At 62.1% G+C, this 24,779-nt stretch carries 24 protein-coding genes; 15 read left to right on the plus strand and 9 right to left on the minus strand.

Translation table 11 applies throughout. From position 1 onward, the window contains the following. Nucleotides 1–26: 26 nt before the first annotated feature. On the minus strand, nt 27–425 hold the full coding sequence (locus JOE27_RS17120; protein WP_003253317.1) for an acyl-CoA thioesterase: 399 nt from the start codon (nt 423–425) through the stop codon (nt 27–29). Between the two features lie 357 nt (nt 426–782). Here JOE27_RS17120 and JOE27_RS17125 point away from each other — a divergent pair, with 357 nt between their 5' ends. The 10 genes from JOE27_RS17125 (at nt 783) to JOE27_RS17170 (ending at nt 12,025) form a co-directional block, all read left to right on the plus strand. Then, complete coding sequence (locus JOE27_RS17125; RefSeq protein ID WP_204919281.1) at nt 783–2,072, plus strand: MFS transporter; 1,290 nt, start codon at nt 783–785, stop codon at nt 2,070–2,072. Between the two features lie 165 nt (nt 2,073–2,237). Beyond that, complete coding sequence (locus tag JOE27_RS17130) at nt 2,238–3,236, plus strand: phosphate ABC transporter substrate-binding protein PstS (protein WP_012312096.1); 999 nt, start codon at nt 2,238–2,240, stop codon at nt 3,234–3,236. 138 nt (nt 3,237–3,374) lie between these two features. Beyond that, nucleotides 3,375–5,663 (plus strand): ABC transporter permease subunit, encoded by a 2,289-nt coding sequence (locus JOE27_RS17135; RefSeq protein ID WP_046786843.1) that lies wholly within the window; start codon nt 3,375–3,377, stop codon nt 5,661–5,663. 17 nt (nt 5,664–5,680) lie between these two features. Next, entirely contained in the window at nt 5,681–7,351 is a 1,671-nt protein-coding gene (gene pstA / locus JOE27_RS17140) for a phosphate ABC transporter permease PstA (protein WP_115273266.1), read from the plus strand. Nucleotides 7,352–7,453: 102 nt separating this feature from the next. Continuing rightward, nucleotides 7,454–8,287: a phosphate ABC transporter ATP-binding protein PstB gene (gene pstB, locus JOE27_RS17145; RefSeq protein ID WP_012312099.1), complete on the plus strand. Its 834-nt coding sequence runs from the start codon at nt 7,454–7,456 to the stop codon at nt 8,285–8,287. 131 nt (nt 8,288–8,418) lie between these two features. Further along, a complete protein-coding gene (phoU, locus tag JOE27_RS17150) occupies nt 8,419–9,189 on the plus strand; it encodes a phosphate signaling complex protein PhoU (RefSeq protein ID WP_012312100.1) in 771 nt (256 codons plus the stop codon). A 165-nt stretch (nt 9,190–9,354) separates the two neighbouring features. Further along, nucleotides 9,355–10,257 carry a response regulator gene (locus JOE27_RS17155; RefSeq protein WP_046786845.1) on the plus strand — a complete coding sequence of 301 codons (903 nt, stop codon included), beginning with the start codon at nt 9,355–9,357 and terminating at the stop codon, nt 10,255–10,257. Nucleotides 10,258–10,481: 224 nt separating this feature from the next. Continuing rightward, on the plus strand, nt 10,482–11,384 hold the full coding sequence (locus tag JOE27_RS17160) for a peptidoglycan DD-metalloendopeptidase family protein (RefSeq protein WP_204919283.1): 903 nt from the start codon (nt 10,482–10,484) through the stop codon (nt 11,382–11,384). A 42-nt stretch (nt 11,385–11,426) separates the two neighbouring features. After that, nucleotides 11,427–11,729 (plus strand): type II toxin-antitoxin system RelE/ParE family toxin, encoded by a 303-nt coding sequence (locus JOE27_RS17165; protein WP_204919285.1) that lies wholly within the window; start codon nt 11,427–11,429, stop codon nt 11,727–11,729. Then, nucleotides 11,726–12,025 (plus strand): addiction module antidote protein, encoded by a 300-nt coding sequence (locus JOE27_RS17170; protein ID WP_046786847.1) that lies wholly within the window; start codon nt 11,726–11,728, stop codon nt 12,023–12,025. The genes JOE27_RS17165 and JOE27_RS17170 overlap by 4 nt, the downstream gene beginning before the upstream one ends. Before the next feature lie 39 nt (nt 12,026–12,064). On the opposite strand, the gene JOE27_RS17175 is transcribed toward JOE27_RS17170, so the two are convergent. The 3 genes from JOE27_RS17175 to phoB all read right to left on the minus strand — a co-directional run bounded on the left by JOE27_RS17175 (nt 12,065) and on the right by phoB (nt 15,656). Then, the gene (locus JOE27_RS17175; protein ID WP_046786848.1) at nt 12,065–13,405 is read right to left on the minus strand and encodes a hemolysin family protein; all 1,341 of its coding nucleotides are present in this window, start codon (nt 13,403–13,405) and stop codon (nt 12,065–12,067) included. A gap of 116 nt (nt 13,406–13,521) precedes the next feature. Then, nucleotides 13,522–14,829: a phosphate regulon sensor histidine kinase PhoR gene (phoR, locus tag JOE27_RS17180; protein WP_046786849.1), complete on the minus strand. Its 1,308-nt coding sequence runs from the start codon at nt 14,827–14,829 to the stop codon at nt 13,522–13,524. A gap of 137 nt (nt 14,830–14,966) precedes the next feature. Next, a complete protein-coding gene (gene phoB, locus JOE27_RS17185) occupies nt 14,967–15,656 on the minus strand; it encodes a phosphate regulon transcriptional regulator PhoB (RefSeq protein WP_012312105.1) in 690 nt (229 codons plus the stop codon). A gap of 175 nt (nt 15,657–15,831) precedes the next feature. Here phoB and JOE27_RS17190 point away from each other — a divergent pair, with 175 nt between their 5' ends. Next, the gene (locus JOE27_RS17190) at nt 15,832–16,203 is read left to right on the plus strand and encodes a hypothetical protein (protein WP_039604143.1); all 372 of its coding nucleotides are present in this window, start codon (nt 15,832–15,834) and stop codon (nt 16,201–16,203) included. A 73-nt stretch (nt 16,204–16,276) separates the two neighbouring features. Here the strand turns inward: JOE27_RS17190 and ubiA are convergent, their stop codons facing one another. Together ubiA and JOE27_RS17200 are read right to left on the minus strand one after the other, a co-directional pair. After that, nucleotides 16,277–17,167 carry a 4-hydroxybenzoate octaprenyltransferase gene (gene ubiA / locus JOE27_RS17195; RefSeq protein WP_046786850.1) on the minus strand — a complete coding sequence of 297 codons (891 nt, stop codon included), beginning with the start codon at nt 17,165–17,167 and terminating at the stop codon, nt 16,277–16,279. Further along, nucleotides 17,167–17,724: a chorismate lyase gene (locus JOE27_RS17200; protein ID WP_204919288.1), complete on the minus strand. Its 558-nt coding sequence runs from the start codon at nt 17,722–17,724 to the stop codon at nt 17,167–17,169. The genes ubiA and JOE27_RS17200 overlap by 1 nt, the downstream gene beginning before the upstream one ends. Nucleotides 17,725–17,855: 131 nt before the next feature. On the opposite strand from JOE27_RS17200, the gene JOE27_RS17205 reads away from it, so the two are divergent. The 4 genes from JOE27_RS17205 to JOE27_RS17220 all read left to right on the plus strand — a co-directional run bounded on the left by JOE27_RS17205 (nt 17,856) and on the right by JOE27_RS17220 (nt 20,219). Then, nucleotides 17,856–18,023 (plus strand): rubredoxin, encoded by a 168-nt coding sequence (locus JOE27_RS17205; protein ID WP_012312109.1) that lies wholly within the window; start codon nt 17,856–17,858, stop codon nt 18,021–18,023. 34 nt (nt 18,024–18,057) lie between these two features. Beyond that, on the plus strand, nt 18,058–19,206 hold the full coding sequence (locus JOE27_RS17210) for an FAD-dependent oxidoreductase (RefSeq protein WP_204919290.1): 1,149 nt from the start codon (nt 18,058–18,060) through the stop codon (nt 19,204–19,206). 188 nt (nt 19,207–19,394) lie between these two features. Further along, nucleotides 19,395–19,694, plus strand: coding sequence for an HU family DNA-binding protein (locus JOE27_RS17215; RefSeq protein ID WP_039605050.1), 300 nt, complete (start codon nt 19,395–19,397; stop codon nt 19,692–19,694). Between the two features lie 147 nt (nt 19,695–19,841). Then, nucleotides 19,842–20,219, plus strand: coding sequence for a helicase (locus tag JOE27_RS17220; protein ID WP_039605049.1), 378 nt, complete (start codon nt 19,842–19,844; stop codon nt 20,217–20,219). Between the two features lie 32 nt (nt 20,220–20,251). Here JOE27_RS17220 and JOE27_RS17225 read toward each other — a convergent pair whose 3' ends face one another. The 3 genes from JOE27_RS17225 to JOE27_RS17235 form a co-directional block, all read right to left on the minus strand. Continuing rightward, on the minus strand, nt 20,252–21,655 hold the full coding sequence (locus JOE27_RS17225; RefSeq protein WP_115273271.1) for an aminoacyl-tRNA deacylase and HDOD domain-containing protein: 1,404 nt from the start codon (nt 21,653–21,655) through the stop codon (nt 20,252–20,254). A gap of 78 nt (nt 21,656–21,733) precedes the next feature. Beyond that, on the minus strand, nt 21,734–23,812 hold the full coding sequence (gene recG, locus JOE27_RS17230; RefSeq protein ID WP_046786855.1) for an ATP-dependent DNA helicase RecG: 2,079 nt from the start codon (nt 23,810–23,812) through the stop codon (nt 21,734–21,736). Nucleotides 23,813–23,815: 3 nt separating this feature from the next. After that, on the minus strand, nt 23,816–24,742 hold the full coding sequence (locus JOE27_RS17235) for a hydrogen peroxide-inducible genes activator (protein WP_046786856.1): 927 nt from the start codon (nt 24,740–24,742) through the stop codon (nt 23,816–23,818). Between the last annotated feature and the right edge of the window lie 37 nt (nt 24,743–24,779).

Here is a 24,779-nt window from a genome sequence, read left to right on the forward strand (position 1 = left end):
TGCAATGAGTTTACCGCTCGTATGGCTTAGCGACGAGGCACCGAGCGGGTGCGGCCGCTGCCATCGATGGCGACGAAGACGAACACTGCTTCGGTAACCTTGCGCCATTCGCTGGACAGCGGGTCGTCGCTCCACACTTCGACCATCATCTGGATCGAGCTGCGGCCGATTTCCAGCGTCTGGGTATAGAACGACAGTTGTGCGCCCACGGCCACAGGCACCAGGAAGGCCATGCGGTCAATGGCCACTGTTGCCACCCTGCCACCCGCGACGCGGCTCGCCATGGCAGTGCCTGCCAGGTCCATCTGGGCGACCAGCCAGCCGCCAAAGATGTCGCCAAAACCGTTGGTTTCGCGGGGCAACGCAGTGATTTGCAGGGCCAGGTCGCCTTGCGGGATAGGATCTTCTTGTTCGAGCTCAATCATGCGGTGGGGCCTCTGACCCGTGACGCTTTCGTTGGTGTGGCGCAAAGGCCGAGTAAACGATTCAGCTTGAAACATACTACGCCGATTTCGTTTCGCTGGACGGCCGTAGGGAAATTCTGCGAAACCGCCTGACTTAAAAGACCGGCGTTTTCGCACAACATCCCACTGTGGCGGCAACGTTTTCCTACGAACGGGCAGTATATATAGCCAAACGCTCAGCGACGACCGTGCAGTCATGAATATCTGTATGGATTTTGTATCGCTTTCAGCACGCCCCGGCAATTTGCTATCTTCGCCTGTCACCGCCAGAAGCCGCGTGCCAAGCGGCCTGCATGCCCTACAAGAGAAGAACAAGCAATGACCTCCGTGCCGAGCAGTATCGAGCAGCCCTCGCGGCCGCTGACCCGCAGTGACTACAAGACCCTCTCACTGTCCGCGCTAGGCGGAGCCCTTGAGTTCTACGACTTCATCATTTTCGTGTTTTTCGCCACGGTGGTCGGCAAGCTGTTCTTCCCGGCCGACATGCCCGAGTGGCTGCGTCTGATGCAGACCTTCGGCATTTTCGCCGCCGGCTACCTGGCCCGGCCGCTGGGCGGCATCATCATGGCCCACTTCGGCGACCTGCTTGGGCGCAAGAAGATGTTCACCCTGAGCATCTTCATGATGGCCCTGCCAACGCTGATCATGGGCTTGCTGCCGACCTATGCCCAGATCGGCATGTGGGCACCGATCCTGTTGCTGTTGATGCGCGTGATCCAGGGGGCGGCGATCGGGGGCGAAGTACCTGGCGCCTGGGTGTTCGTGTCCGAGCATGTGCCAGCGCGCAACACCGGCTATGCCTGCGGCACCCTGACCGCCGGCCTGACCGCTGGCATTCTGCTTGGCTCGCTGGTGGCGACACTGATCAACACGGTCTATAGCGTTGAAGAAGTCGCCGACTACGCCTGGCGTATCCCGTTCCTGCTTGGCGGCGTGTTCGGCCTGTTCTCGGTGTACCTGCGCCGCTGGCTGCACGAAACGCCGGTATTCGCCGAGATGCAGCAGCGCAAGGCGCTTGCCGAAGAGCTGCCGCTGCGGGCCGTGCTGCGTGATCACCGCGGGCCGATCATCCTGTCGATGCTGCTGACCTGGATGCTTTCTGCCGGCATCGTAGTGGTCATCCTGATGACACCGGCGTTGTTGCAGAGCATCTACCACATCAGCCCCACCGACTCGCTCAAGGCCAACAGCCTGGCGATTGTGCTGCTTAGCCTTGGCTGCGTCGGCTCTGGGAGCCTGGCCGACCGCTTTGGTGCCGGCCGCGTCTTCGTGATCGGCAGCCTGTTGCTGCTGGTGACATCCTGGACCTTCTACCACAGCCTGCCGACCCACCCGCAACTGCTGTTCCCGCTGTATGCCATCACCGGCCTGTGCGTAGGCGTGATCGGCGCGGTGCCCTATGTGATGGTCAAGGCGTTCCCGGCGGCGGTGCGCTTCAGCGGCCTGTCGTTCTCCTACAACGTGGCCTACGCCATCTTCGGCGGCTTGACGCCGATGGTGGTGACCGCGCTGCTCAAGGTCAGCCCGATGGCGCCTGCTTATTACGTAGCGGGCCTGTGCGCCGTCGGTCTGGTTGTCGGGCTGTACTTGCTGTCTAAAAAACGCTGATAACGCTCTAGCCACCGCTCCTGCAACATTTTGAAAGGCCATCCTGGGTATCCAGTGATGGCCTTTCATCCAATTGTCACATTGGAGTCATATCGTATTCATGCGGCCTGCAGATACTTGGGCCCGATCCATCCAACATCCCAATATTCCTGCTAGGAGCAAGGCATGAAACTGAAGCGTTTGATGGCGGCCCTCACCTTTGCCGCCGCTGGCGTTGCAACCGCCAACGCGGTAGCCGCCGTCGACCCTGCGATCCCGACCTACACCAAGACTACCGGTGTTTCGGGCAACCTCTCCAGCGTCGGTTCCGACACCCTCGCGAACCTCATGACTCTGTGGGCCGAGGCCTACAAGAAGGAATATCCGAACGTCAACATCCAGATCCAGGCTGCTGGCTCCTCCACCGCGCCACCCGCGCTGACCGAAGGCACCGCCAACCTTGGCCCGATGAGCCGCAAGATGAAGGACGTCGAGTTGCAGGCCTTCGAGCAGAAGTATGGCTACAAGCCGACCGCCATCCCGGTCGCCGTCGACGCCCTGGCCGTGTTCGTACACAAGGACAACCCGATCAAGGGCCTGACCATGGCTCAGGTCGACGCGATCTTCTCTTCCACTCGCCTGTGCGGCGCCAAGGCCGACGTCAAGACCTGGGGCGACCTGGGCGTGACCGGCGACCTGGCCAACAAGCCAGTTCAGCTGTTCGGCCGTAACTCGGTATCGGGTACCTACGGTTACTTCAAGGAAGAAGCCCTGTGCAAAGGCGACTTCAAGCCTAACGTCAACGAACAGCCCGGCTCGGCGTCGGTCGTGCAGTCGATCAGCTCCTCGTTGAACGGCATCGGCTACTCGGGTATCGGCTACAAGACTGCCAGCGTCAAGACCGTAGGTCTGGCCAAGAAGGAAGGCGGCGAGTTCATCGAAGACAACGAAGCCAATGCCCTGAATGGTACCTACCCGCTGTCGCGCTTCCTGTACGTCTACGTCAACAAGGCCCCGAACAAGCCTCTGGCCCCGCTGGAAGCCGAGTTCGTCAAGCTGGTGCTGTCGCAGGCTGGCCAGCAGGTCGTGGTGAAGGACGGCTACATTCCGCTGCCGGCCAAGGTGGTCGACAAGACCCTGGCTGACCTGGGCCTGTCCCACGCCGGTAACGTTGCAAAGAAGTAAGTAACTGAGGAAAAGGCTGGCACTGAAGCCGGCCTTTTCCACGAATTCTCGGTCCGAAGCCAGGGCTCCTGAGCGGCGGGCTTTTTTGCGTCAACGCACTGTCATGTTTTTGTCATACGGGACCGCTAGGGTGTGCGCATGAATGATCTGGCCAACTCCACCATGACCCAAAAATCCCCTCCCGAGCGGATTGATTTCAATACGCCCGAGTTGCAACGCAAGCGCCGCATGCGCGCGCTCAAGGACCGCCTGACCCGCTGGTATGTACTGGTGGGCGGGCTTGCCGTGCTGGCAGCCATCACGCTGATCTTCTTCTATCTGGCCTATGTGGTGCTGCCGCTGTTCCAGGGCGCCGAGCTGACCAGCAAGAAGGCCCTGGAGCCGACCTGGCTGCAGCAGGATGCCGGCAAGCCGCTGATGATCGCGCTCGAAGAGCAGAACCTGGTCGGCATGCGCGTCTCGGACAAGGGACAGGCACTGTTCTTCGATACCAAGACTGGTAACGAGCTCAACCGCGTCGACCTGCCGCTGCCGGCAGGCACCCAGGTCAGCTCGATCAGCACCGACCAGCCGGGCAGCCCGCTGGTAGTGCTGGGCTTGTCCAATGGTCAGGCGCTGGTGTTCCACCACACCTACAAGATCACTTACCCGGACAACAAAAAGACCATCACCCCAGGCATCGACTACCCGTACGGCCAGGAGCCGTTCGTGTTGGATGAGCAGGGCCGCGCGCTGGAGCACGTCAGCGTCAACGTAAACGGCGATACCCTGATGCTGGCCGGTTCCACCGGCGCGCACCTGCAGGTGGTCGAGCTGACGCGCACCGAAAACCTGATGACCGAAGAGGTCACCACCGAGCAGAACCGCATCGAGCTGCCGCAAATGACCGAGGCGGTGAAGAACATCTTCATCGACCCGCGCCAGCAGTGGCTGTACGTGATCAACGGCCGAGCCACCGCGGATGTCTTCAGCCTGCGAGACAAGAGCCTCAATGGCCGCTACAAGCTGTCCGAGAGCGCTGACACCGAGATCACCGCCACCGCGCAACTGGTCGGCGGCATCTCGCTGATCATCGGTGACTCCAAAGGTGGCCTGGCCCAGTGGTTCATGGCCCGTGACCCGGATGGCGAATCGCGTTTCAAGCAGATCCGTACCTTCCAGATGGGCAAGGCGCCGATCGTCCAGATCGACGCCGAAGAGCGCCGCAAGGGCTTCATCGCCCTGGACGCCGAAGGCAAGCTGGGCGTCTTCCACAGCACCGCGCACCGCACCCTGCTGGTCGAGCCTGCTGCCGAAGGCCCGGGTATCCTGGCCCTGTCGCCGCGTGCCAACCGTATCTTCATCGAAGAGGGCGGCAAGCTGCTGCCACTGAACCTGAAGAACCCGCACCCGGAAATTTCCTTCAGCGCACTGTGGGGCAAGGTCTGGTACGAGAACTACGACGAGCCCAAGTACGTCTGGCAGTCGACGGCTTCGAACACCGACTTCGAGCCTAAGCTGAGCCTGTCGCCCCTGACCTTCGGTACCCTCAAGGCCGCCTTCTACGCGATGATCCTGGCGGCTCCGCTGGCCATTGCCGCAGCTATCTACACCGCTTACTTCATGGCCCCGGGCATGCGCCGCAAGGTCAAGCCGGTGATCGAACTGATGGAAGCGATGCCGACGGTGATCCTCGGCTTCTTCGCTGGCCTGTTCCTCGCGCCGTACCTGGAAGGGCACCTGCCGGGTGTGTTCAGCCTGTTCCTGCTGATGCCGTTCGGCATCCTGCTGGCGGGCTTCACCTGGAGCCGCCTGCCTGAGTCGATTCGCCTGCGCGTGCCGGATGGTTGGGAAGCCGCCATCCTGATTCCGGTGATCCTGTTCACCGGCTGGTTCGCCCTGACCATGAGCCCGTACCTGGAAACCTGGTTCTTCGGCGGCGACATGCGCCTGTGGATCACCAATGACCTGGGTATCACCTACGACCAGCGCAACGCCCTGGTAGTGGGTATCGCCATGGGCTTTGCGGTCATCCCGAACATCTACTCGATCGCCGAAGACGCCGTGTTCAGCGTGCCGCGCAGCCTGACCCTGGGCTCCCTGGCCCTGGGTGCGACGCCGTGGCAGACCTTGACTCGTGTGGTCATCCTCACTGCCAGCCCGGGTATCTTCTCGGCGCTGATGATCGGCATGGGCCGAGCGGTGGGCGAGACCATGATCGTGCTCATGGCCACCGGCAACACCCCGGTGATGGAGATGAACCTGTTCGAAGGCATGCGTACCTTGGCCGCCAACGTGGCGGTGGAGATGCCCGAATCCGAAGTCGGCGGCAGCCATTACCGTGTGCTGTTCCTCGCCGCTCTCGTGCTGCTGATGTTCACCTTCATCATGAACACCTTGGCCGAGCTGATTCGCCAGCGTCTGCGCAAGAAATACTCGTCGCTTTGATAGAAAGGTAGAGATCCGTGAAAAAGGATTCCCTCAAAGGCTGGTTCAAGAGCGGCGCCCCAGGCGTCTGGATCAGCGGTGGCGCGGTCGCCATGGCGGTCATCATGACCGTCGGCCTGCTGGCCGTGATCGCTGTACGCGGCTTGGGCCACTTCTGGCCCGCCGACCTGGTCCAGGCCACCTACAAGGTGCCGGGCCAGGGTGACCACGTCATCGTCGGTGAAGTGGTTCAGAAAGAAGAAGTGCCCCGCGTCCGCCTCAAGGGTGCCGGCCTGCCGGTGCCGGACGAAGGCCCGGAGTTCATGACCCGTGAGCTGATCAAGGTGGGTAACCGTGACCTCAACGGCAGTGACTTCACCTGGGTGGTCGGTGAATGGTTGGTCGATGAGCAGCGCCCGGTCGACCTGATCGCCCTGGAGCGCCGCGAATGGGGCAACTTCTACGGCTACCTGGTGAGCGTCAAGGAACAAGGCCGCGTGGTCGCCGAGGGCGCTGGCGCCTGGGACGAGCTGCAGGCACGCCTGAAACGCGCCAACCAGCTCAACAGCGAGCTGCAGCAGCTTGAGAAAAAAGACATCGGTGCCATCAACCATGGCCTTGAGCGCCTGCGTCTGCATGGCCGCAAGCTGGAGCTGGAAGGCAAGCTGGACGCTACGGCCCAGGCCGACATGGATGCCGAACGTGCCGAGTTGAACAGCCGCTACAAGGCCATCGAAGACCGCCTCAGCAGCCTGCATCAGGCCTTCTCCCGCGACAGCCTGGTCGCTCGCGACGGCAACGGCCGCGAAGTGGAGATCAACCTGAGCAAGGTCGTGCACGCCATCCAGCCTAACGCCATGTCCGGCTTTACCAAGATGGGCACCTACTTCGCCAAGGTCTGGGAGTTCCTCAGCGACGATCCTCGTGAAGCCAACACCGAAGGCGGTATCTTCCCGGCTATTTTCGGTACCGTGATGATGACCCTGATCATGGCCGTGATCGTCACCCCGTTCGGCGTGCTGGCGGCGGTCTACTTGCGCGAATACGCCAAGCAAGGCCCGGTGACGCGCCTGATCCGCATCGCCGTGAACAACCTGGCGGGCGTTCCGGCCATCGTCTACGGCGTGTTCGGCCTGGGCTTCTTCGTCTATGTGCTGGGTGGTTCGATCGACCGTCTGTTCTTCCCCGAGTCGCTGCCGGCACCGACCCTGGGCACGCCTGGCCTGCTGTGGGCATCGCTGACCCTGGCGCTGCTGGCTGTGCCGGTGGTGATCGTGGCCACCGAGGAAGGCCTGGCGCGTATTCCACGCACCGTGCGTGAAGGCTCGCTGGCGCTTGGCGCGACCAAGGCCGAGACCCTGTGGAAAATCGTGCTGCCAATGGCCAGCCCGGCGATGATGACCGGCATGATCCTCGCCGTGGCCCGTGCCGCTGGTGAAGTGGCGCCGCTGATGTTGGTCGGCGTGGTCAAGCTGGCGCCGTCGTTGCCGCTGGACGGTAACTACCCGTACCTGCACCTGGACCAGAAGATCATGCACCTGGGCTTCCACATCTACGATGTCGGCTTCCAGAGCCCCAACGTCGAGGCCGCGCGGCCGTTGGTATACGCCACTGCGCTGCTGCTGGTGATGGTAATCGCCACCCTTAACCTCTCGGCGGTGTGGATCCGTAACCACCTGCGCGAGAAGTACAAGGCCCTCGACCACTGATTGATGCTTTAAGCCACAAGCGGCAAGCTCCAAGAGGAGTGCCGCTTTGCCCTAACTTGCAGCTTGCAGCTCAAAGCTTGCAGCTACAAACGGAGTGAGACCATGCAGCAAGAATCCCACACCCACGGCATCGACATGGCTGCCCTGGGCCGCGACAAGCAGAGCCTGCGCCTGGCCGAAGAGACCGTGGCCATCGAAGTACCCGGCCTGAGCCTGTATTACGGTGACAAGCAGGCGTTGTTCGATGTCAGCATGAACATCCCCAAGCAACGCGTGACGGCTTTCATCGGCCCGTCCGGCTGCGGCAAGTCGACCCTGCTGCGCACCTTCAACCGCATGAACGACCTGGTTGACGGTTGCCGTGTCGAAGGCGCCATCAACCTGTACGGCAACAACATCTACCGCAAGGGCGAGGACGTGGCCGAGCTGCGCCGCCGCGTGGGCATGGTGTTCCAGAAGCCAAACCCGTTCCCCAAGACCATCTACGAGAACGTGGTGTATGGCCTGCGTATCCAGGGCATCAACAAGAAGCGCGTGCTGGACGAAGCGGTCGAGTGGGCACTGAAGGGCGCGGCCCTGTGGGAGGAGGTCAAGGACCGCCTGCATGACTCGGCGCTGGGCCTGTCCGGCGGCCAGCAGCAGCGTCTGGTGATCGCCCGTACCATCGCCGTCGAGCCTGAAGTGCTGCTGCTCGACGAGCCTTGCTCGGCACTGGACCCGATCTCGACGCTGAAGGTCGAAGAGCTGATCTACGAACTGAAATCCAAGTACACCATCGTTATCGTGACCCACAACATGCAACAGGCGGCCCGTGTTTCGGACTACACCGCGTTCATGTACATGGGCAAACTGGTCGAATTCGGTGATACCGACACCCTGTTCACCAACCCGGCGAAGAAGCAGACCGAAGACTACATCACCGGTCGCTACGGCTAACGGCGCTGTTGGGCGCGCCTGCGGGCTTTGAGCTTCAAGCTTCGAGCTTCAAGAAAAAGCAGCCAGCGCGGAGCCAGGAAACGACACGAACTACTTGAGGCTTGCAGCTTGCAGCTTCGCGGAGCTAAACGATGATCAACAAAGAAAGCCTGACGCACCACATTTCCCAGCAGTTCAACGCCGAACTCGAAGAGGTGCGCAGCCACCTCCTGGCCATGGGCGGGCTGGTCGAGAAACAGGTCAATGACGCGGTCACCGCGCTGATCGAGGCCGACTCGGGCCTGGCCCAGCAGGTGCGTGAAGTCGACGAGCAGATCAACCAGATGGAGCGCAACATCGACGAGGAGTGCGTGCGCATCCTCGCCCGTCGCCAGCCGGCGGCCTCCGACCTGCGCCTGATCATCAGCATTTCCAAGTCGGTGATCGACCTGGAGCGTATTGGTGACGAATCGACCAAGATCGCCCGCCGCGCCATCCAGTTGTGCGAAGAAGGCGAGTCGCCGCGCGGCTACGTCGAGGTGCGCCACATTGGCGACCAGGTGCGCAACATGGTGCGCGACGCACTGGATGCCTTCGCCCGCTTCGATGCCGACCTGGCTCTGTCGGTTGCCCAGTACGACAAGACCATCGACCGCGAGTACAAGACCGCCCTGCGTGAACTGGTGACCTACATGATGGAAGACCCGCGCTCGATCTCGCGGGTGCTGAGCGTCATTTGGGCCCTGCGTTCGCTGGAGCGTATCGGCGACCACGCGCGTAACATCTCGGAACTGGTGATCTACCTGGTGCGCGGTACCGATGTACGCCACATGGGCCTCAAGCGCATGAAAGCCGAAGTTCAGGGCACGGCTGGCGATGAGGCCGAAATTGCTAATGTTCCGGCTGAACCGGACGATAAATAAGATTGCTCCCGAGCATCGACGCCCGGCCTTCGCCGGGCGTTTTCGTTTGCGCTTGAGCAGTCAGCAGGCACCCGCGAACGATGCAAAGAAGTCCCGGCGTGATCCAGGTGTTGGCAAATGGCCACCAATCGGCGGTAGGCTAGTCGGGATTCAAGAGGAGTATCGATGAGTAAAGTCAATGTGCTGGTCGTGGATGACGCCCCGTTCATCCGTGATCTGGTGAGGAAGTGCCTGCGTAATGCCTTCCCGGGCATGGTCATCGAAGATGCGGTCAACGGCCGCAAGGCCATGGCCATGCTGGGCAAGGAAACCTTCGACCTTGTGCTGTGCGACTGGGAAATGCCCGAGATGTCCGGCCTTGAGCTGCTGACCTGGTGCCGCCAGCAGCCAGAAATGAAGAGCCTGCAGTTCATCATGGTGACCAGCCGCGGCGACAAGGAAAACGTCATCCAGGCCATTCAGGCGGGCGTCTCCGATTTTGTCGGCAAGCCATTCACCAACGAGCAGTTGCTGACCAAGGTGAAGAAAGCCCTGACCAAGATCGGCAAGCTTGAAAGCTTGGTCGCCGGTGGCCAGGCGCGGGTGAATTCGGCGTTCGCCAACGATTCGCTGAGCGCGCTGACCGGGGGCAAACCTGAAGCGGTCAAGGCCGCGCCTGCTGCGGCTGCGCCGGCCAAGCCGTTGATCAATGCACCGAAACCGCAGACGGCCGCCGCAGCCGCTGCGCAGACCGGGCGTGGACAAGGCCAGCTGCGCCTTTCCAGTGGTACTCAGCCTTGTGTGATCAAGGCGCTGAGCCTTAAGGAGGCGTTGCTGGTGGTACGTCGCAGTGCAGTGCTGCCACAGGTGCTCGAAGGCGCTGTACTGGACCTTGAGCAGGGCGAGAGCGCTGAAGTTGCCCGCCTGAATGGTTACCTGCATGCCATTGCGGCATTGGAGCCGAAACCTGAAAGCGACTGGCTGCAACTGACCTTCAAATTCGTCGACCAGGATGCACAGAAGCTCGACTACCTGTCGCGGCTGATTGCCCGCGGCACCACGCAGAAGCACTTCACCCCCGGCGCCTAGTTTCGTCGTACTCCGACCCTGTTGGAGCGGCCTTGTGTCGCGAAAGGGCTGCAGCGCAGCCCCCCAGCCATTCTTGCCGCGCTGCAAACGGGGCCGCTGTGCGGCCCTTTCGCGACGCAAGGCCGCTCCTACAGGGCTGCGGCGGTCTTCCGACCAACTGTCATACCGCTCCCGGATCCCACTGCTAGGCTTCGACAGAACATCACTGTCAAAAAGCCACTATCATGCCCGCCGCCGCCCGCCTGCTGCTGTTCTGTGCCTCGCTCACGGCCTCGGCGTCGAGCCTGGGCATGACCATTTACAAGACCACTGACAATTTCGGGGTGGCTTCCTATTCCGAGCGCCCCAGCCCAGGGGCAAAGGCTCTGGAGCTGGGCGAGCCGATGTTCGAGCAGGTTGAGGGCCAGGTACGCCTGCAAACCGAGCCGTTTCCGGGCGGCGTGCGCTTCCTGGTGCGTAATGAGCTGTACGTGCCCATGCAGGTTGAACTGCGCGTCGATCAGTTGGCCAATGCCTTCGGCGGCAACGGCCCGCGGATCGTGCGGGCCGTAGTCGGGCCACGCTCGACCAAGGTGCTCAGCTCGGTGCTGGCGGCACCCGGCGGGCCGCTCCGTTATGCCAGCAAATTCCAGTACGCCATGGGTGACCCCGGTCAGCGCTCGCAGGCTTATCGTTATCCTTTCCCATGGAAAGGCGGCCCTTTCCGCCTGACTCAAGGGCCCAACGGCCGCTTCAGCCATTACGGTCCCAAGGGCCGTCATGCCATGGACATCGCCATGCCGGAGGGCACCCCGATCATTGCGGCGAGGGGTGGGATGGTGGTGAAGATCGAGAACAGCCAGAGCGGACGAGGTACCAACCCTTCGGGCAATTTCGTGCGCATCCTTCACCCGGACGGCACGATGGGAGTGTATCTGCACCTGCTGCGCGGTTCAGTGGTAGTGGCCGAGGGGCAGCAGGTGGCGTTGGGGCAGGCGTTGGCCAAGTCGGGCAATACCGGCAACAGCACAGGCCCTCACCTGCATTTCGTGGTGCAGCGCAACGTCGGCTTGGCGCTGGAGTCGATCCCCTTCCAGTTCGACCGGCCGATTGGCGGTTTGCCGAACTTTACTGCGGGTAATCCCTGAAATTGCTTGCCTGGCTGTGATTTATAAGCTACAAAAATGCTTATGAGGAGTATCAAACAAACAACCACCTTCAGAAACTGGGAGCAGAAGCTCCGTGACAAACAGGCAAGGGCGATCATCGCTGCACGTGTATTTCGTTTAGCGCATGGTTTAGCTGGTGATGTCCAGCCAGTGGGCCAAGGCGTTAGTGAACTGCGCATCCACCACGGCCCCGGTTACCGAGTGTATTTCCAGCAGCGTGGAAATCAGCTTGTTCTGTTGTTGTGTGGTGGAGACAAGAGCAGCCAGGCGCGAGATATCGAGACAGCTAAAGGCTTGGCCAGTCAGTGGAGGGACGACGAGTGAAAGAGCAATTCTATGACTATGACCCAGCCGAAGCGTTGACGGACGCTGAGTCCATTGCCGTCTTCATGGAAGACGCTTTTGAAACGGGTGATGCTGCCTACATCGCACAGGCCCTTGGCGTAGTAGCTCGGGCTAAAGGAATGTCTGCCATTGCGAATGAGGCAGGTGTATCCCGAGAGCACCTTTACCGGTCCTTCTCGGAAAAGGGTAACCCTACGCTTAAAACCATGCTGGCCGTGATGAGGGCCGTTGGTTTGGACCTGACGTCTCGCAAGCACGTAAAATCTGCACACTGAACTCAAGCATTCACGGGGCCGCCAAGCGGCCCCGCCAGCTCAGCCGAGCTTGAGCACCTTGGCCAGCACGATCTTGGGCCCTTTCATCTTCTTGATGATGATGCGCAGGCCTTCGACTTCCAGCACTTCCTCTTCCTCAGGCACGCGCTTGAGCGTTTCGTAGATAAGCCCGGCCAGGGTTTCCGCTTCGATGTGGTCAAGGTCGATGCCCAGCAAGCGCTCCACCTTGAACAGCGGCGTGTCGCCACGCACCAGCAGCTTGCCTGGCTGGTAGGCCAGGATGCCGCGCTCGGTCTTGCGGTGTTCGTCCTGAATGTCGCCCACCAGCACTTCCAGCACGTCTTCCATGGTCAGGTAGCCAATCACCTTGCCATCGGCTTCCTCGACCAGCACGAAGTGCGCGCCACCCTTGCGGAACTGCTCCAGCAGTTGAGACAACGGCATGTGCCGCGATACACGCTCCAGCGGGCGGGCCAAGTCTTCCAGGTCGACGGTTTCGGGCAGGTGCTCGAGCTCGGCCAGTTCCAGCAGCAGGTCCTTGATGTGCAAAAGCCCGGTGAACTCCTCACGCTCGGCGTCGTACAGCGGATAGCGGCTGAACTTGTGGCGGCGCACCAGGGCCAGGATTTCCTTCAGTGGCGCATGGGCGTCGATGCTGACCATGTCTTCGCGCGAGTTGGCCCAGTCGACCACTTCCAGCTCGCCCATCTCCACGGCCGAGGCCAGCACACGCATGCCCTGGTCGCTCGGGTCCTGGCCACGGCTGGAGTGCAGGATCAGCTTGAGCTCTTCACGGCTGTAATGGTGCTCGTGGTGCGGGCCAGGCTCGCCCTGGCCGGCAAAGCGCAGGATGGTGTTGGCACTGGCGTTGAGCAGGTAGATGGCCGGGTACATCAGCCAGTAGAACAGGTAAAGCGGCACCGCGGTCCACAGCGACAGCAGTTCGGGCTTGCGGATCGCCCAGGATTTGGGCGCCAGTTCACCGACCACGATGTGCAGGTACGAGATGACGAAGAACGCGACGAAGAACGAGACACCCTTGATCAACTCTGGCGTGTCCACGCCCAGGTATGCCAGCAGCGGCTCTAGCAGGTGGGCGAATGCCGGCTCACCGACCCAGCCAAGGCCCAGGGAGGCAAGGGTGATACCCAGCTGGCAGGCCGACAGGTAGGCGTCGAGCTGGTTGTGTACCTTGCGCAGGATGCTGCCGCGCCAGCCGTGCTGCTCGGCAATGGATTCGACACGCGTGGAGCGCAGCTTGACCATGGCGAACTCGGCGGCTACGAAAAAGCCGTTGAGCAGCACCAGGAACAGGGCAAAGAGAATCATGCCGAAATCGGCGAATAACGAGGTGAGGCTGATACCAGGGGAAGGGTCCATGATGGATTTTTTACGGGGTCCGTCTTTGGGGAAGGTAGAAAAAAAGTGCCAGCTTTTGCTGGCACAGGGGGGTCAATGTAGCGGCTGGGGCGGCAAAAGCAAAGTGGCCCTTGGAATCAAGCGTCACCGTTAGCCAGTTGTGCGGGGGCAAAGTGACAGGTGAAGGTACTGCCATGGCCCGGTACGCTGCTGATCTCAAGGCGCCCGCGATGGCGCATGAGCACATGCTTGACGATCGCCAGCCCCAGGCCGGTGCCTCCTGTGTTGGACGCGCGGCTGGAGTCGACGCGGTAGAAACGTTCGGTCAGGCGCGGCAGGTGCTTGGCGTCGATACCGACCCCCGAGTCCTGCACTGACAGGTGGGCGCCCTGGTCGTCGGCCCACCAGCGGATACGGATGTTGCCTTCGTCCTGGGTGTACTTCACCGCGTTGAACACCAGGTTGGAGAAAGCGCTGCGCAACTCCGACTCGCTGCCTTTGAGGCGAAGGCCCGGCGCTGCCTCCAGGGTAATGCGCTGGTTGCGCGGCCCGGACAGCGCCTGGGCGTCGCTCATGATCGCACCGAGCAGGGTGTCGACCGCCACCGGCTGGTTGTCCGACGGGTAATCGGTGGCTTCCAGCTTGGCCAGCAGCAGCAGGTCGTTGAGCAGGGCCTGCATGCGCGAGCCTTGCTGGCTCATCTGCTGCAACGCCCGGTTCCAGCGCGGGTTCACGTCTTCGACGTTATCCAGCAGGGTTTCCAGGTAACCGGCTATCACCGTCAGCGGTGTACGCAACTCGTGCGAGACGTTGGCCACGAAGTCCTTGCGCATCTGTTCGAGCTGATGGATGCGAGTAACGTCGCGCACCAGCATCAGGTGTTCGTTGTTGCCGTAGCGGGTGAGGTGCAGCTGCACGCGCATGCGGTCATTGATGGGGGAGGGAATTTCCAGCGGTTCGGCAAAGTTCTGCGACTCGAAGTATTCCTTGAAGCGTGGGTGGCGTACCAGGTTGGTGACCGGCTGGCCGCCATCTTGCGGAGTCTTGAAGCCCAGCAGGGTTTCTGCGGCGCGGTTCCACCATTCCAGGTTGCCGTCGCTGTCGAGCATGATCACCGCGTCGCGCAGTGCGGCCGTGGACTCCTGTACCCGGTCGATCACTGCCTGCAGACGGCCGCGTACGCGCTGGTCGCGGCGTTGCAGGTGGTAGATGCTGTCGAACACCTCGCCCCACAGGCCATAGCCGTCGGGCGGTGCTTCGTCGGGCTGATGGTTGCGCAACCAGTCATGCAGGCGCAGCAACTGTTTGAGGGTCCAGCCCAGGTACAGGCCCAGGCCGATGGCCAGGCTCCAGCCGTAAAAGCCGCTGACCAGGCCGCCTACCAGGCAGACAGTGATCAGCAGGAGCAGGTGGCGAATCAGGGTTGCGTGCCAGTTCTGGTTCAATTGACAGATCCTTCGGATCCAGCCGCAAGCTGCAAGCTACAAGCTGCAAGAAGAAGCGGATCGGTGATGCTGATAGTCCTTTTTCCAGCCTGGATGCTGCTGGCTTTTCCTTGCAGCTTGAGGCTGGAAGCTCGCAGCTAGCTTTTGGTCGAGAAACGGTAGCCAGTGCCCCGAACGGTTTGTACCAGATTTTCGTAGGCTTCACCCAGTGCCTTGCGCAGGCGGCGGATGTGCACATCGACGGTGCGTTCCTCGACATAGACGTTGCCGCCCCAGACCTGGTCGAGTAACTGGCCCCGGGTGTAGGCGCGTTCCTGGTGGGTCATGAAGAACTGCAGCAGGCGGTATTCGGTGGGGCCCATTTCGGCCGGCTTGCCGTCGATGGTCACGCGGTGGCTGATCGGGTCGAGCAGCAGGCCGCCGACTTCGATAGGGGCTTCGCTGTCGCTCGGGCCGGCGCGGCGCAGCACGGCCTTCAGGCGCGCCACCAGCTCGCGAGGCGAGAAGGGTTTGGTGATGTAGTCGTCGGCGCCGACTTCCAGGCCCTGGATCTTGTTGTCCTCTTCGCCTTTGGCGGTGAGCATGATGATCGGGATATCGCCGGTGAGTTCATCGCGCTTGAGGCGGCGTGCCAACTCGATGCCGGAGGTGCCCGGCAGCATCCAGTCGAGCAGGATCAGGTCCGGTTTACGGTCGACGATGATTGCGTGGGCCTGTTGGGAGTTCTCGGCTTCCAGGCAGTCATAGCCGGCCATTTCCAATGCAACGGCGATCATCTCGCGAATGGGCGCTTCGTCGTCGACGATCAGAATGTTTCTGCCAACCATGCTTTAAACCTCTCCTGGAATATCGGGTCTGGCCCGCATTAGATAACGGAATTATTGCAGCTGTGTGACAGGGTGTTGGCCATTCTGGCGACATTGCATGACTGGGCTAGGCTTTGAGGGGCCGCTGCGGCGGCTGTTCGAACTCATTCCACCCCCCGAATTCACGGTGATTCCAATGACACGACACACGCTGAGCTGGATGGCCCTTTGCGCTGCACTGGCACTGCCCGGGGTAGCGTCGGCCCACCATGCCATGGAGAAGGACGGCATGTGGGTCGATCACGCGGGCATGACGCTGTACACCTTCGACAAGGATGCTGGCGGCAAGTCGATGTGCAATGGCGAGTGCGCCACCAACTGGCCGCCGCTGCTGGTCAAGGCCGATGACGAGCCTGCCAAGGACAAGTGGTCGGTGGTGATGCGCGACGATGGCAAGAAGCAGTGGGCATATGACGGCAAGCCCCTGTATACCTTCGTGAAGGACAAGAAGGCTGGGGACATGACCGGTGATGGTTTGAAAGACGTCTGGCACGTCGCCAAGCCTTGAGATGGCTGGGGCCGCTTTGCGGCCCAATCGCCGGCAAGCTGGCTTCCACAGGGTGGCTTGCCGGGGGTTGTGTTCAGCGCAGGGCGTAATCGAGCACCACACCCATGAACACCAGCAGCCCCGCCCAGTGGTTGTGCAGAAACGCCTTGAAGCACGACTCTCTGTCCAGTTTGCGTGTCGACCAGTACTCCCAGGCAAAGCACAGTGCGGCACCCAGCAGCCCAAGGTGGAACCAGCCACCCAGCTCGAAGCGGCTTCCCGCCAGCAACAGGCAGCCCAGCGACAGCATCTGCAGGGTCAGGATGATCACCCGGTCGGACTCGCCGAACAGGATCGCGGTCGATTTCACCCCGATCTTAAGGTCATCGTCCCGGTCGACCATGGCGTAGTAGGTATCGTAGCCCACCGTCCACAGCAGGTTGGCGATGTACAGCAGCCAGGCGCTGGCCGGCAGTTCGCCGCCGGCGGCCGTGAAGGCCATGGGGATGCCCCACGAATACGCAGCCCCCAGCACCACCTGCGGGTAGTAGGTGTAGCGCTTCATGAACGGGTAACAAGACGCCAAAGCCACCGCGCCGAATGACAGCCACACAGTCTGGCTGTTGGTGCACAGCACCAACAGGAAGCTCACCGCCACCAGGGCCGCGAACAGCGCCAGCGCCTCGCGCGGCTTGACCCGGCCACTGGCCAGCGGGCGGTCGGCGGTGCGTTTGACGTGGCCATCGACCTTGCGGTCGGCGAAGTCATTGATGCAGCAGCCAGCGGCACGCATCAGCACCACGCCCAGGCCAAAGATCAGCACGTTGGCCAAGGTTGGTGAACCAAGGCCTGCAATCCACACCGCCGTCAGGGTCGGCCACAGCAGCAGGTAGATGCCGATCGGCCGGTCCATGCGGCTGAGCTGGATGAAGTCCCAGGCGCGCGGGTGCACGCGGTTGAGCGACTTGAGCAGTTGCAGGTACATCAGCGGTTTTCCTCCTTGGCGGCTTGCCACAGTGCCGGCAGGAATACTTCGGCCACCAGCAGGTCGAGGCCATCGCGCTCGAAGCGCGAGCGCCGCCCCCACAACCCTGCGTGGGCCGCCTCGACAGGTAACCACTGCTGTGGATAAGTGCACACTTCGATGGGGTGGCGGATGAACGCCTGGTCGCAGAACAACAACTCGCCCAGCGAACGGCTGCCCAAGGTTTCCAGGTGCAAACCGCCGTGTTCCAAGGCGCTACGGCTGGCCACACTGCGGGCGAAGACCCACGGCTGACCATGGCCGCGCAAGTACACCTCGCGCACCCAGCCTTCAGCGCCTGGCGCGATACCCAGCGCCAGGCATTCGTCATCGCGCAGCGCCTGCCAGCCCTCGAACAGCGGAGTGACGCTGAAATGATCGTGAGACAGTCGGGTAAGGCGGCGAGTCAGGGAACCTTCGTCGAACAGCCAGTCGAGGGCAGGCTGGTCGGTATCGACCGCCAGTTGTGGATACGCCAGCCACGCGACAGCGGCTGCTTGCGGGGATTCGTACGACACGTCGATATGCTTGATTAGAGCCAGAGAGGCGGCGAGCTTAGCATGATTGCCCCAACTGCTTGCATAATGCCCGCGTAAGGGCCCTGAGCCCGATTGACATAGCCTGAGCCTGTACCGAGGAACGACAAATCATGAAGAAGTGGCAGTGTATTGTCTGTGGCCTGATCTACGACGAGGCCCAAGGATGGCCGGATGACGGCATCGCGCCGGGTACCCGGTGGGAGGATGTGCCGCAGGATTGGCTGTGCCCCGATTGCGGCGTCGGCAAAAGCGACTTTGAAATGATCGCCATCGGCTGATCGCCATGCTGTTCAACCAAGAGGAAAGCACGAAATGACGTCCCCCGTGGTCATCATCGGGACCGGCCTGGCCGGCTATAACCTCGCCCGTGAGTTTCGCAAGCTCGATGGCGATACGCCGCTGCTGCTGATTACGGCCGACGACGGTCGCTCCTATTCCAAGCCCATGCTTTCCACCGGCTTCGCCAAGCAAAAGGACGCGGACGGCCTGTGCATGGCCGAGCCGGGGGCCATGGCCGAGCAACTCAAGGCGGTTATCCGCACCCACACGCGCATCAGCGGTATCGACCCTGGCCACAAGCGCCTGTGGATTGGCGAAGAAGCGGTGGAGTATCGCGATCTGGTGCTGGCCTGGGGCGCGCAGACCGTGCAGGTGCCGGTGGAGGGTGACGGGGCAGATCATGTGTTCCCGGTCAATGATCTGGAAGACTACGCACGTTTGCGTGCTGCCGCGGCTGGCAAGCAGCGTGTACTGATCCTCGGGGCCGGCCTGATCGGCTGCGAGTTCGCCAATGACATGCGCCTGGGTGGCTTTGAGGTCGATGTGGTGGCGCCGTGCGAGCAGGTCATGCCGACCCTGTTGCATCCTGCCGCTGCCGCTGCCGTTCAGGGTGGGTTGCAAGGGCTGGGCGTGCGTTTTCACCTGGGCCCCGTACTCACTCGCCTGCAGCAGGTGAGCGAAGGCCTTGAGGCGCATTTGTCCGATGGCAGCGTGATCGCGTGCGACCTGGTGGTATCGGCCATCGGCCTGCGCCCGCGTATCGACCTGGCCGCTGCAGCGGGCCTGCAGACCAACCGCGGCGTAGTCGTGGACCGCCAACTGCGCACCTCCCACGGCAACATTTTCGCGCTGGGCGACTGCGCTGAAGTCGAAGGTATCAACCTGCTCTATGTGATGCCATTGATGGCCTGCGCTCGAGCCCTGGCCCAGACTTTGACAGGCAACCCGACGCAGGTCAGTTACGGGCCGATGCCCATCACTGTGAAAACACCGGCTTGCCCGTTGGTGGTTTCGCCGCCGCCGCCTGGTTGCGAAGGTACCTGGCAGGTGCAAGGGCAGGGCAGTGACCTGAAAGTGCTCTGTCACGCTGCTGACGGCCAGTTGCTGGGCTATGCCCTGACAGGCAGCGCCGTCATGGAAAAACTGGCCCTGAACCGGCAGCTGCCTGCGCTGATGGCGTAAACAGCGGGCGTTCTGTCGGATTTATCCTGTAGTTGACCGCACAATGGCCGCCCAGATACTGGCGCGGCCCCGGTCGGCGTGCCATTCTCACTTCCGTCTGCCGCAGATTAGAGCCTGCGGTGCCTTGAACGCTGCTTCACGGGCAGCACGGCAATAACAACAAGAATTCCCGTCAAAGAGGCTTCATTATGCGTAAACCAGAACTCGCCGCCGTCATCGCCGAAAAGGCCGATCTGACCAAGGAAAAGGCCAATCAGGTGCTCAATGCCATTCTCGACAGCATCACCGGTGCGCTGGACAAAGACACCGTGACCCTCGTCGGCTTCGGCACTTTTGAAAAACGGCATCGCGGCGCCCGTACCGGCAAGAATCCTCAGACCGGTGAGCCGGTAAAGATCAAGGCCAGCAATACTGTGGCCTTCAAGCCTGGCAAAAACCTGCGTGACAGCGTCAATGTGCCCGCCAAGCCGGCCAAGAAAGCCAAATGACCGACGCTTGACTTGCAGCCTCTGCTCAAACGGGCGCCTCAGTGCGCCCGTTGTGCTTTCGGAAAGCATCGAGCTGCGAATGTGCGTAAATAGTTCAGGAAACGGATAAACTGTGCGCTTCGGTCATTTTATATTCGAGGCGCGTTGATGAAGTTCCGCTTTCTTCTCTGGGCCATGGGGTTGTTGATGGCCAAGGCCAGCCGTAACAACCCGGCATTTCAGCAGCAACTCAAGGACAAGGACCTGGTGTTCCAGATGCAGACGCTCGATGGCAAGGTTGCCCGGCACTTCATCGTCAGTGGCGAACGCATCAGCAGCAAAGGTGGCGCTCATCCGCAGCCAGCCTTTGCCATTGCCTTCAAGGACGCTGCCTATGGCTTCGCCACGATGCAGGCGAGCAACAAGCAGTTGGCGTTCATGCAGGGCATTCAGGACAAGAGCATCCAGATCAAGGGCAATCCGGCGCTGGTGATGTGGTTCCAGGGTTTGATGAAATACCTGAAACCGAAGAAGAAAAAAGGCTGAACAGCTGGGGCTGCTGTGCAGCCCCAACGTTTTCAGTGCGGTGCGTTGAACTGCGACGCCAGTTCGCGCAGCAAACTCTCGGCCTCGAGCACCTTGTTCACGACGTCCTCAGCTTTCTCCCGGGTAATGCCCAGGCGCTCCAGCAATTCGTCGGGGATCGCCTCCTGCGGCCCCGAGCCGATGCCGCGGCAGCGCAGCAGGCGGGTCGCCAGGCACACCAGGTTGGGGTACGCCGAGTATTCGCCGTCATAGGCAGGATCATGCTGGAAGCGCAGCGCGGTCGACAGCTCTTCGGGCATGTCCCACAGCTTCATCAGCCAGGCGCCGATCTGCTCGCGGCTGATACCCAGCAGGTGCTGCTCCACATAGGTGTGGCACAGGTGCGGGTTGACCTCCAGATGGCGGCAGATCAGCGAGAAGTGCGGCGGGAACACATGCGCCAGCAGCAGATAGCCGAAGTTGTGCAACAGCCCGGCCAGGTAAGTCAGGCCGGCTTCAGGGCGTTCGGCCCGAGGCATGGCCCGGGTCAGGCCTTCGATGATCGCCGCGGTGTAGATCGACTGCTGCCAGTAAGGCGTCGCCTGTTGCGGGTGGTCCTTGGGCAGGCTCAACGTCTTGCCCAATGCCAGGCCCAGGGCCAGGTTGATCACCAGATCGAAGCCTAAGACGCGGACGATGGCATCTTCCACCGAGCGGATCTTGCCTGGGGAGGCGTAATAGGGTGAAGCAGCCCAGCTGACCACCTGTGCGGCCAGGGCCGGGTCGGTTTCGACCACGCCGGTGATGTCGTCGATGCTGGCATTGGGGTCGACCCGCAGCTTGATGATTTTCTGCGCCGTATCGGCCAGCGGCGGTATCTCGATGGTTTCTTCCAGGCGCTTCTGGATGCGGCGGGCGGTGAATGCCTGCACTGCTAGGGTAATCTCCCTGGAGTCATCATCCGGGCGGTCGAGATTGGGGCGTATTTCCCTGACGGGTTGGCCGAAAGTGCCAGCGCTGGCCTTTTGCATCATGTGCTTGAAGTCGTCACGCTGGATTTCCAGCAACAGACCGGCTTCACCGGACTGGATCAGCAGGCGTTCGGCATCGAGCAACTTGCCTTCATAGAGGCAGGGCGAACTGGTCAGCGCCGGAATCGCAGGCAAGGCCTTCAGATGGTGCTTGTCGAGCATCTGTTTCAGGCGTTGTACCGGCACGGCTTTGAGCTTGCGGCCCGTCAGCTCTTCCAGACGATTGAGGTCCAGCAGCTTGCTCTGCGGGAACAGCACCATCAATGCGCCGATCTCGTCATCCAGCAGGATCGCCTGTACCCGTGAAGCAGCCGGCAGTTGCGTATGCTCTGGCACCTCGCGATAGGCAACGCCCAGTTTTTCGAGCAACAGCCGGATAACAGACGGTGCGTGTGGGGTTGCGGTGTCCAGGGCAGCTTCAGTCATGGTCCGTATCCACTGATTCTTTTAAACGCGAAGTATAACCAGTCTGGTCGCAAAGCTGGATCCATTCTGGTACTGGCGTCACACTTGGCCATATTGCTGGCCGTGGCGCAGCCAACGGTCGAGCAGCGGGCTGACGTGCTCGGGCCAGCGTGCAATGAGGGCCTGTGCGGCGTCGCGCACGGCGGGTAACAGGTCGGCATCGCGCATCAGGTCGGCGACCTTGAATTGTAACAGGCCGGTCTGACGCGTCCCGAGCATCTCGCCGGGGCCGCGCAGCTCCAGGTCCTTTTCAGCGATGACGAAGCCGTCGTTGGTTTCGCGCATGATCCCCAGGCGTTCGCGGCCGATCTGAGACAGGGGCGGGTGATACAGCAGCACGCAGTGGCTCACCGCACTGCCCCTGCCAACCCGGCCGCGCAACTGGTGCAGTTGGGCAAGGCCCAGGCGTTCAGGGTTCTCGATGATCATCAGGCTGGCGTTGGGCACGTCCACACCCACCTCGATCACCGTGGTTGCGACCAGCAGTTGCAGGTCGCCTTGCTTGAATTCGGCCATCACCGCGGCCTTTTCCGCAGGCTTCATGCGCCCGTGGATCAGGCCCACGCGCAGTTCACCCAAGGCGCTGCCCAGTTCTTCGTAGGTGCTCTCGGCTGCCTGGCAGGTGAGCTCTTCGGACTCTTCGATCAGGGTGCAGACCCAATAGGCCTGGCGCCCTTCGGCGCAAGCGGCGCGCACCCGCTCCACCACTTCGAAACGCCGGCTGTCGGCGACCAGCACGGTGTTCACCGGCGTGCGCCCTGGCGGCAGTTCGTCGAGCACCGAGGTGTCGAGGTCGGCATAGGCGCTCATCGCCAGCGTGCGCGGAATCGGCGTGGCGGTCATGATCAGCTGGTGCGGGCACAGTTCGCCTGCAACACCCTTCTTGCGCAGGGCCAGACGTTGTTGCACACCAAAACGATGCTGTTCGTCGATGATCGCCAGGGCCAGGTGCTTGAATTGCACTTCTTCCTGGAACAACGCGTGGGTACCCACCACCATCGGCGCACCGTTGGCGATCTGTTCCAGGGCGCTGGCGCGGGCCTTGCCCTTGAGCTTGCCGGCCAGCCAGGCGACTTCCAGGCCCAGCGGCTCCAGCCAGCGCTTGAAGGTGATGTAGTGCTGCTCGGCGAGAATCTCGGTGGGCGCCATCAGCGCCACCTGGTAGCCGGCCTCCAGTGCCTGCAGCGCCGCCAGTGCGGCAACCACGGTCTTGCCGGCGCCGACATCGCCCTGTACCAGGCGCATCATCGGCTCGGCCTGGCTCAGGTCATAGGCGATTTCATCGGCTACCCGCTGCTGTGCGCCGGTCGGCTTGAAGCCCAGGTTGGCCAGGTACTGCACCTGCAGGCGCTTGGCCTTGGGCAGAACCGGAGCGCGCAAGCTGCGCAGGCTTTCACGCAGGCGCTGTTGCGACAGCTGGTGGGTGAGCAGCTCTTCGAAGGCAAGGCGGTGCTGGGCCCAGTGCTGGCCTTCGGCGAGCTCATCAAGGTCGGCATCGGCCGGCGGGTTGTGCAGGTAGCGGATGGCATCGTCCAGCGGTGCCAGGTGGTAGTCCCGGGCCAGTTCGTCCGGCAACCAGTCCGGCAGGCTGCGTGGGCCAAGCATGCCCAGGCTCTGCTGGCAGAGCAGGCGCAGGCGCTGCTGGGTGAGGCCTTCGGTGGACGGGTAGATCGGCGTCAGGGTCTGCTCGACCGGCGGTGGCGGCTCGTCGCCATTGAGTGCACGGTACTCCGGGTGGTAGATCTCCAGGCCCGAGGCGCCGGGGCGGGCCTCGCCATAGCAGCGCAGGTGGGTACCGCGCTTGAGGCCTTCCTTCTGCGCATTGCTGAAGTGATAGAAGCGCAGGCTGAGCACGCCGCTGCCATCACCCAGGCGCACGACAAGGCTGCGGCGTTTGCCCATGGTCACATCGGCGCCACTGACCACCCCTTCGATCACGGCGTCCTGGCCGGGGCGCAGGGCGCCGATAGGCACCACCCGGGTGCGGTCCTGGTAACGCAGCGGCAGGTGAAACAACACGTCCTGCAGGTTTTCCAGGCCCACCTTGGCGAGCTTCTGCGCCATGGCTTCGCCTACGCCCTTGAGCGCGGTGACAGAGACCTTCGACAGCTCAGTCATGACTCAGGCCGGTTGTTCCACAGCGGGCTTGGCTACCGAGCAGAGGCGAATCGAGTCGGCAAGGATCTCGATGGCCTTGGGCCGCGGGAAGCTGGCGCGCCAGGCGATGGCTACGGTGCGAAACGGTGCCGGTGCGGTAAGCGGCCGCACCTCGATGACCCCTGGTGCGTAGTGGTGGCTGTGCACCGCCGAAAGCGGCAGGATCGACACGCCCAGGCCCGAAGCGACCATGTGGCGTATGGTTTCCAGCGAGCTGGACTCCACCGTGGTGTGCTTGGCGCTTTCGCCGCCTTTGTTCAGCGTCGGGCAGGCTTCCAGAACCTGGTCGCGGAAGCAGTGGCCCTCGCCGAGCAGCAGCAGGCTCTTGTCGTTGAGCATGGCGGTGTCGATGGTCTTTTTCGCCGTCCAGGGGTGGTCGGCGGGCATCAGGGCACAGAATGGCTCATCGTACAGCGGCAGGGTCAGCACGTCGGCTTCGTTGAACGGCAGGGCGATGATCACTGCGTCGAGTTCACCATTGCGCAGTTTTTCGCGCAGCACATGGGTGAAGTTCTCTTCGATGTACAGCGGCATCTGCGGTGCCACGCGGTGCAGCTGCGGGATCAGGTGCGGGAAGAGGTAAGGGCCGACGGTGTAGATAGCACCGACCTTGAGCGGGGCGGTGAGCTGGTTCTTGCCGGCCTGGGCCAGTTCGCGGATGCCCTGCGCCTGCTCCAGTACCTTCTGGGCCTGGGCGACGATGCTTTCACCGACTGGCGTCAGGCGCACCGCGCTCTTGCTGCGCTCGAAGATCAGCACGCCAAGCTCGTCCTCAAGCTTTTTGACACCGACGGACAGGGTGGGCTGGCTGACATGGCAACGCTCGGCGGCGTGGCCGAAGTGCTGCTCCTGGGCGAGAGTGACGATGTAGCGTAATTCTGTGAGGGTCATAACGTGCGTCCATGAAGTTGCGAGCCCAGCATAGCGG

It is taken from the genome of Pseudomonas sp. M5 (assembly GCF_016907075.1).
GTDB classification, from domain to species: Bacteria; Pseudomonadota; Gammaproteobacteria; order Pseudomonadales; family Pseudomonadaceae; genus Aquipseudomonas; species Aquipseudomonas putida_E.

What these genes read in the sequence shown, in the direction of transcription:
- JOE27_RS17120 (WP_003253317.1), bottom strand. Translation starts at nt 425, where the DNA reads ATGATTGAGCTCGAACAAGAAGATCCTATCCCGCAAGGCGACCTGGCC.
- JOE27_RS17125 (WP_204919281.1), top strand. Translation starts at nt 783, where the DNA reads ATGACCTCCGTGCCGAGCAGTATCGAGCAGCCCTCGCGGCCGCTGACC.
- JOE27_RS17130 (WP_012312096.1), top strand. Translation starts at nt 2,238, where the DNA reads ATGAAACTGAAGCGTTTGATGGCGGCCCTCACCTTTGCCGCCGCTGGC.
- JOE27_RS17135 (WP_046786843.1), top strand. Translation starts at nt 3,375, where the DNA reads ATGAATGATCTGGCCAACTCCACCATGACCCAAAAATCCCCTCCCGAG.
- pstB (WP_012312099.1), top strand. Translation starts at nt 7,454, where the DNA reads ATGCAGCAAGAATCCCACACCCACGGCATCGACATGGCTGCCCTGGGC.
- phoU (WP_012312100.1), top strand. Translation starts at nt 8,419, where the DNA reads ATGATCAACAAAGAAAGCCTGACGCACCACATTTCCCAGCAGTTCAAC.
- JOE27_RS17155 (WP_046786845.1), top strand. Translation starts at nt 9,355, where the DNA reads ATGAGTAAAGTCAATGTGCTGGTCGTGGATGACGCCCCGTTCATCCGT.
- JOE27_RS17160 (WP_204919283.1), top strand. Translation starts at nt 10,482, where the DNA reads ATGCCCGCCGCCGCCCGCCTGCTGCTGTTCTGTGCCTCGCTCACGGCC.
- JOE27_RS17165 (WP_204919285.1), top strand. Translation starts at nt 11,427, where the DNA reads ATGAGGAGTATCAAACAAACAACCACCTTCAGAAACTGGGAGCAGAAG.
- JOE27_RS17175 (WP_046786848.1), bottom strand. Translation starts at nt 13,405, where the DNA reads ATGGACCCTTCCCCTGGTATCAGCCTCACCTCGTTATTCGCCGATTTC.
- phoB (WP_012312105.1), bottom strand. Translation starts at nt 15,656, where the DNA reads ATGGTTGGCAGAAACATTCTGATCGTCGACGACGAAGCGCCCATTCGC.
- JOE27_RS17190 (WP_039604143.1), top strand. Translation starts at nt 15,832, where the DNA reads ATGACACGACACACGCTGAGCTGGATGGCCCTTTGCGCTGCACTGGCA.
- ubiA (WP_046786850.1), bottom strand. Translation starts at nt 17,167, where the DNA reads ATGTACCTGCAACTGCTCAAGTCGCTCAACCGCGTGCACCCGCGCGCC.
- JOE27_RS17205 (WP_012312109.1), top strand. Translation starts at nt 17,856, where the DNA reads ATGAAGAAGTGGCAGTGTATTGTCTGTGGCCTGATCTACGACGAGGCC.
- JOE27_RS17210 (WP_204919290.1), top strand. Translation starts at nt 18,058, where the DNA reads ATGACGTCCCCCGTGGTCATCATCGGGACCGGCCTGGCCGGCTATAAC.
- JOE27_RS17215 (WP_039605050.1), top strand. Translation starts at nt 19,395, where the DNA reads ATGCGTAAACCAGAACTCGCCGCCGTCATCGCCGAAAAGGCCGATCTG.
- JOE27_RS17220 (WP_039605049.1), top strand. Translation starts at nt 19,842, where the DNA reads ATGAAGTTCCGCTTTCTTCTCTGGGCCATGGGGTTGTTGATGGCCAAG.
- JOE27_RS17225 (WP_115273271.1), bottom strand. Translation starts at nt 21,655, where the DNA reads ATGACTGAAGCTGCCCTGGACACCGCAACCCCACACGCACCGTCTGTT.
- recG (WP_046786855.1), bottom strand. Translation starts at nt 23,812, where the DNA reads ATGACTGAGCTGTCGAAGGTCTCTGTCACCGCGCTCAAGGGCGTAGGC.
- JOE27_RS17235 (WP_046786856.1), bottom strand. Translation starts at nt 24,742, where the DNA reads ATGACCCTCACAGAATTACGCTACATCGTCACTCTCGCCCAGGAGCAG.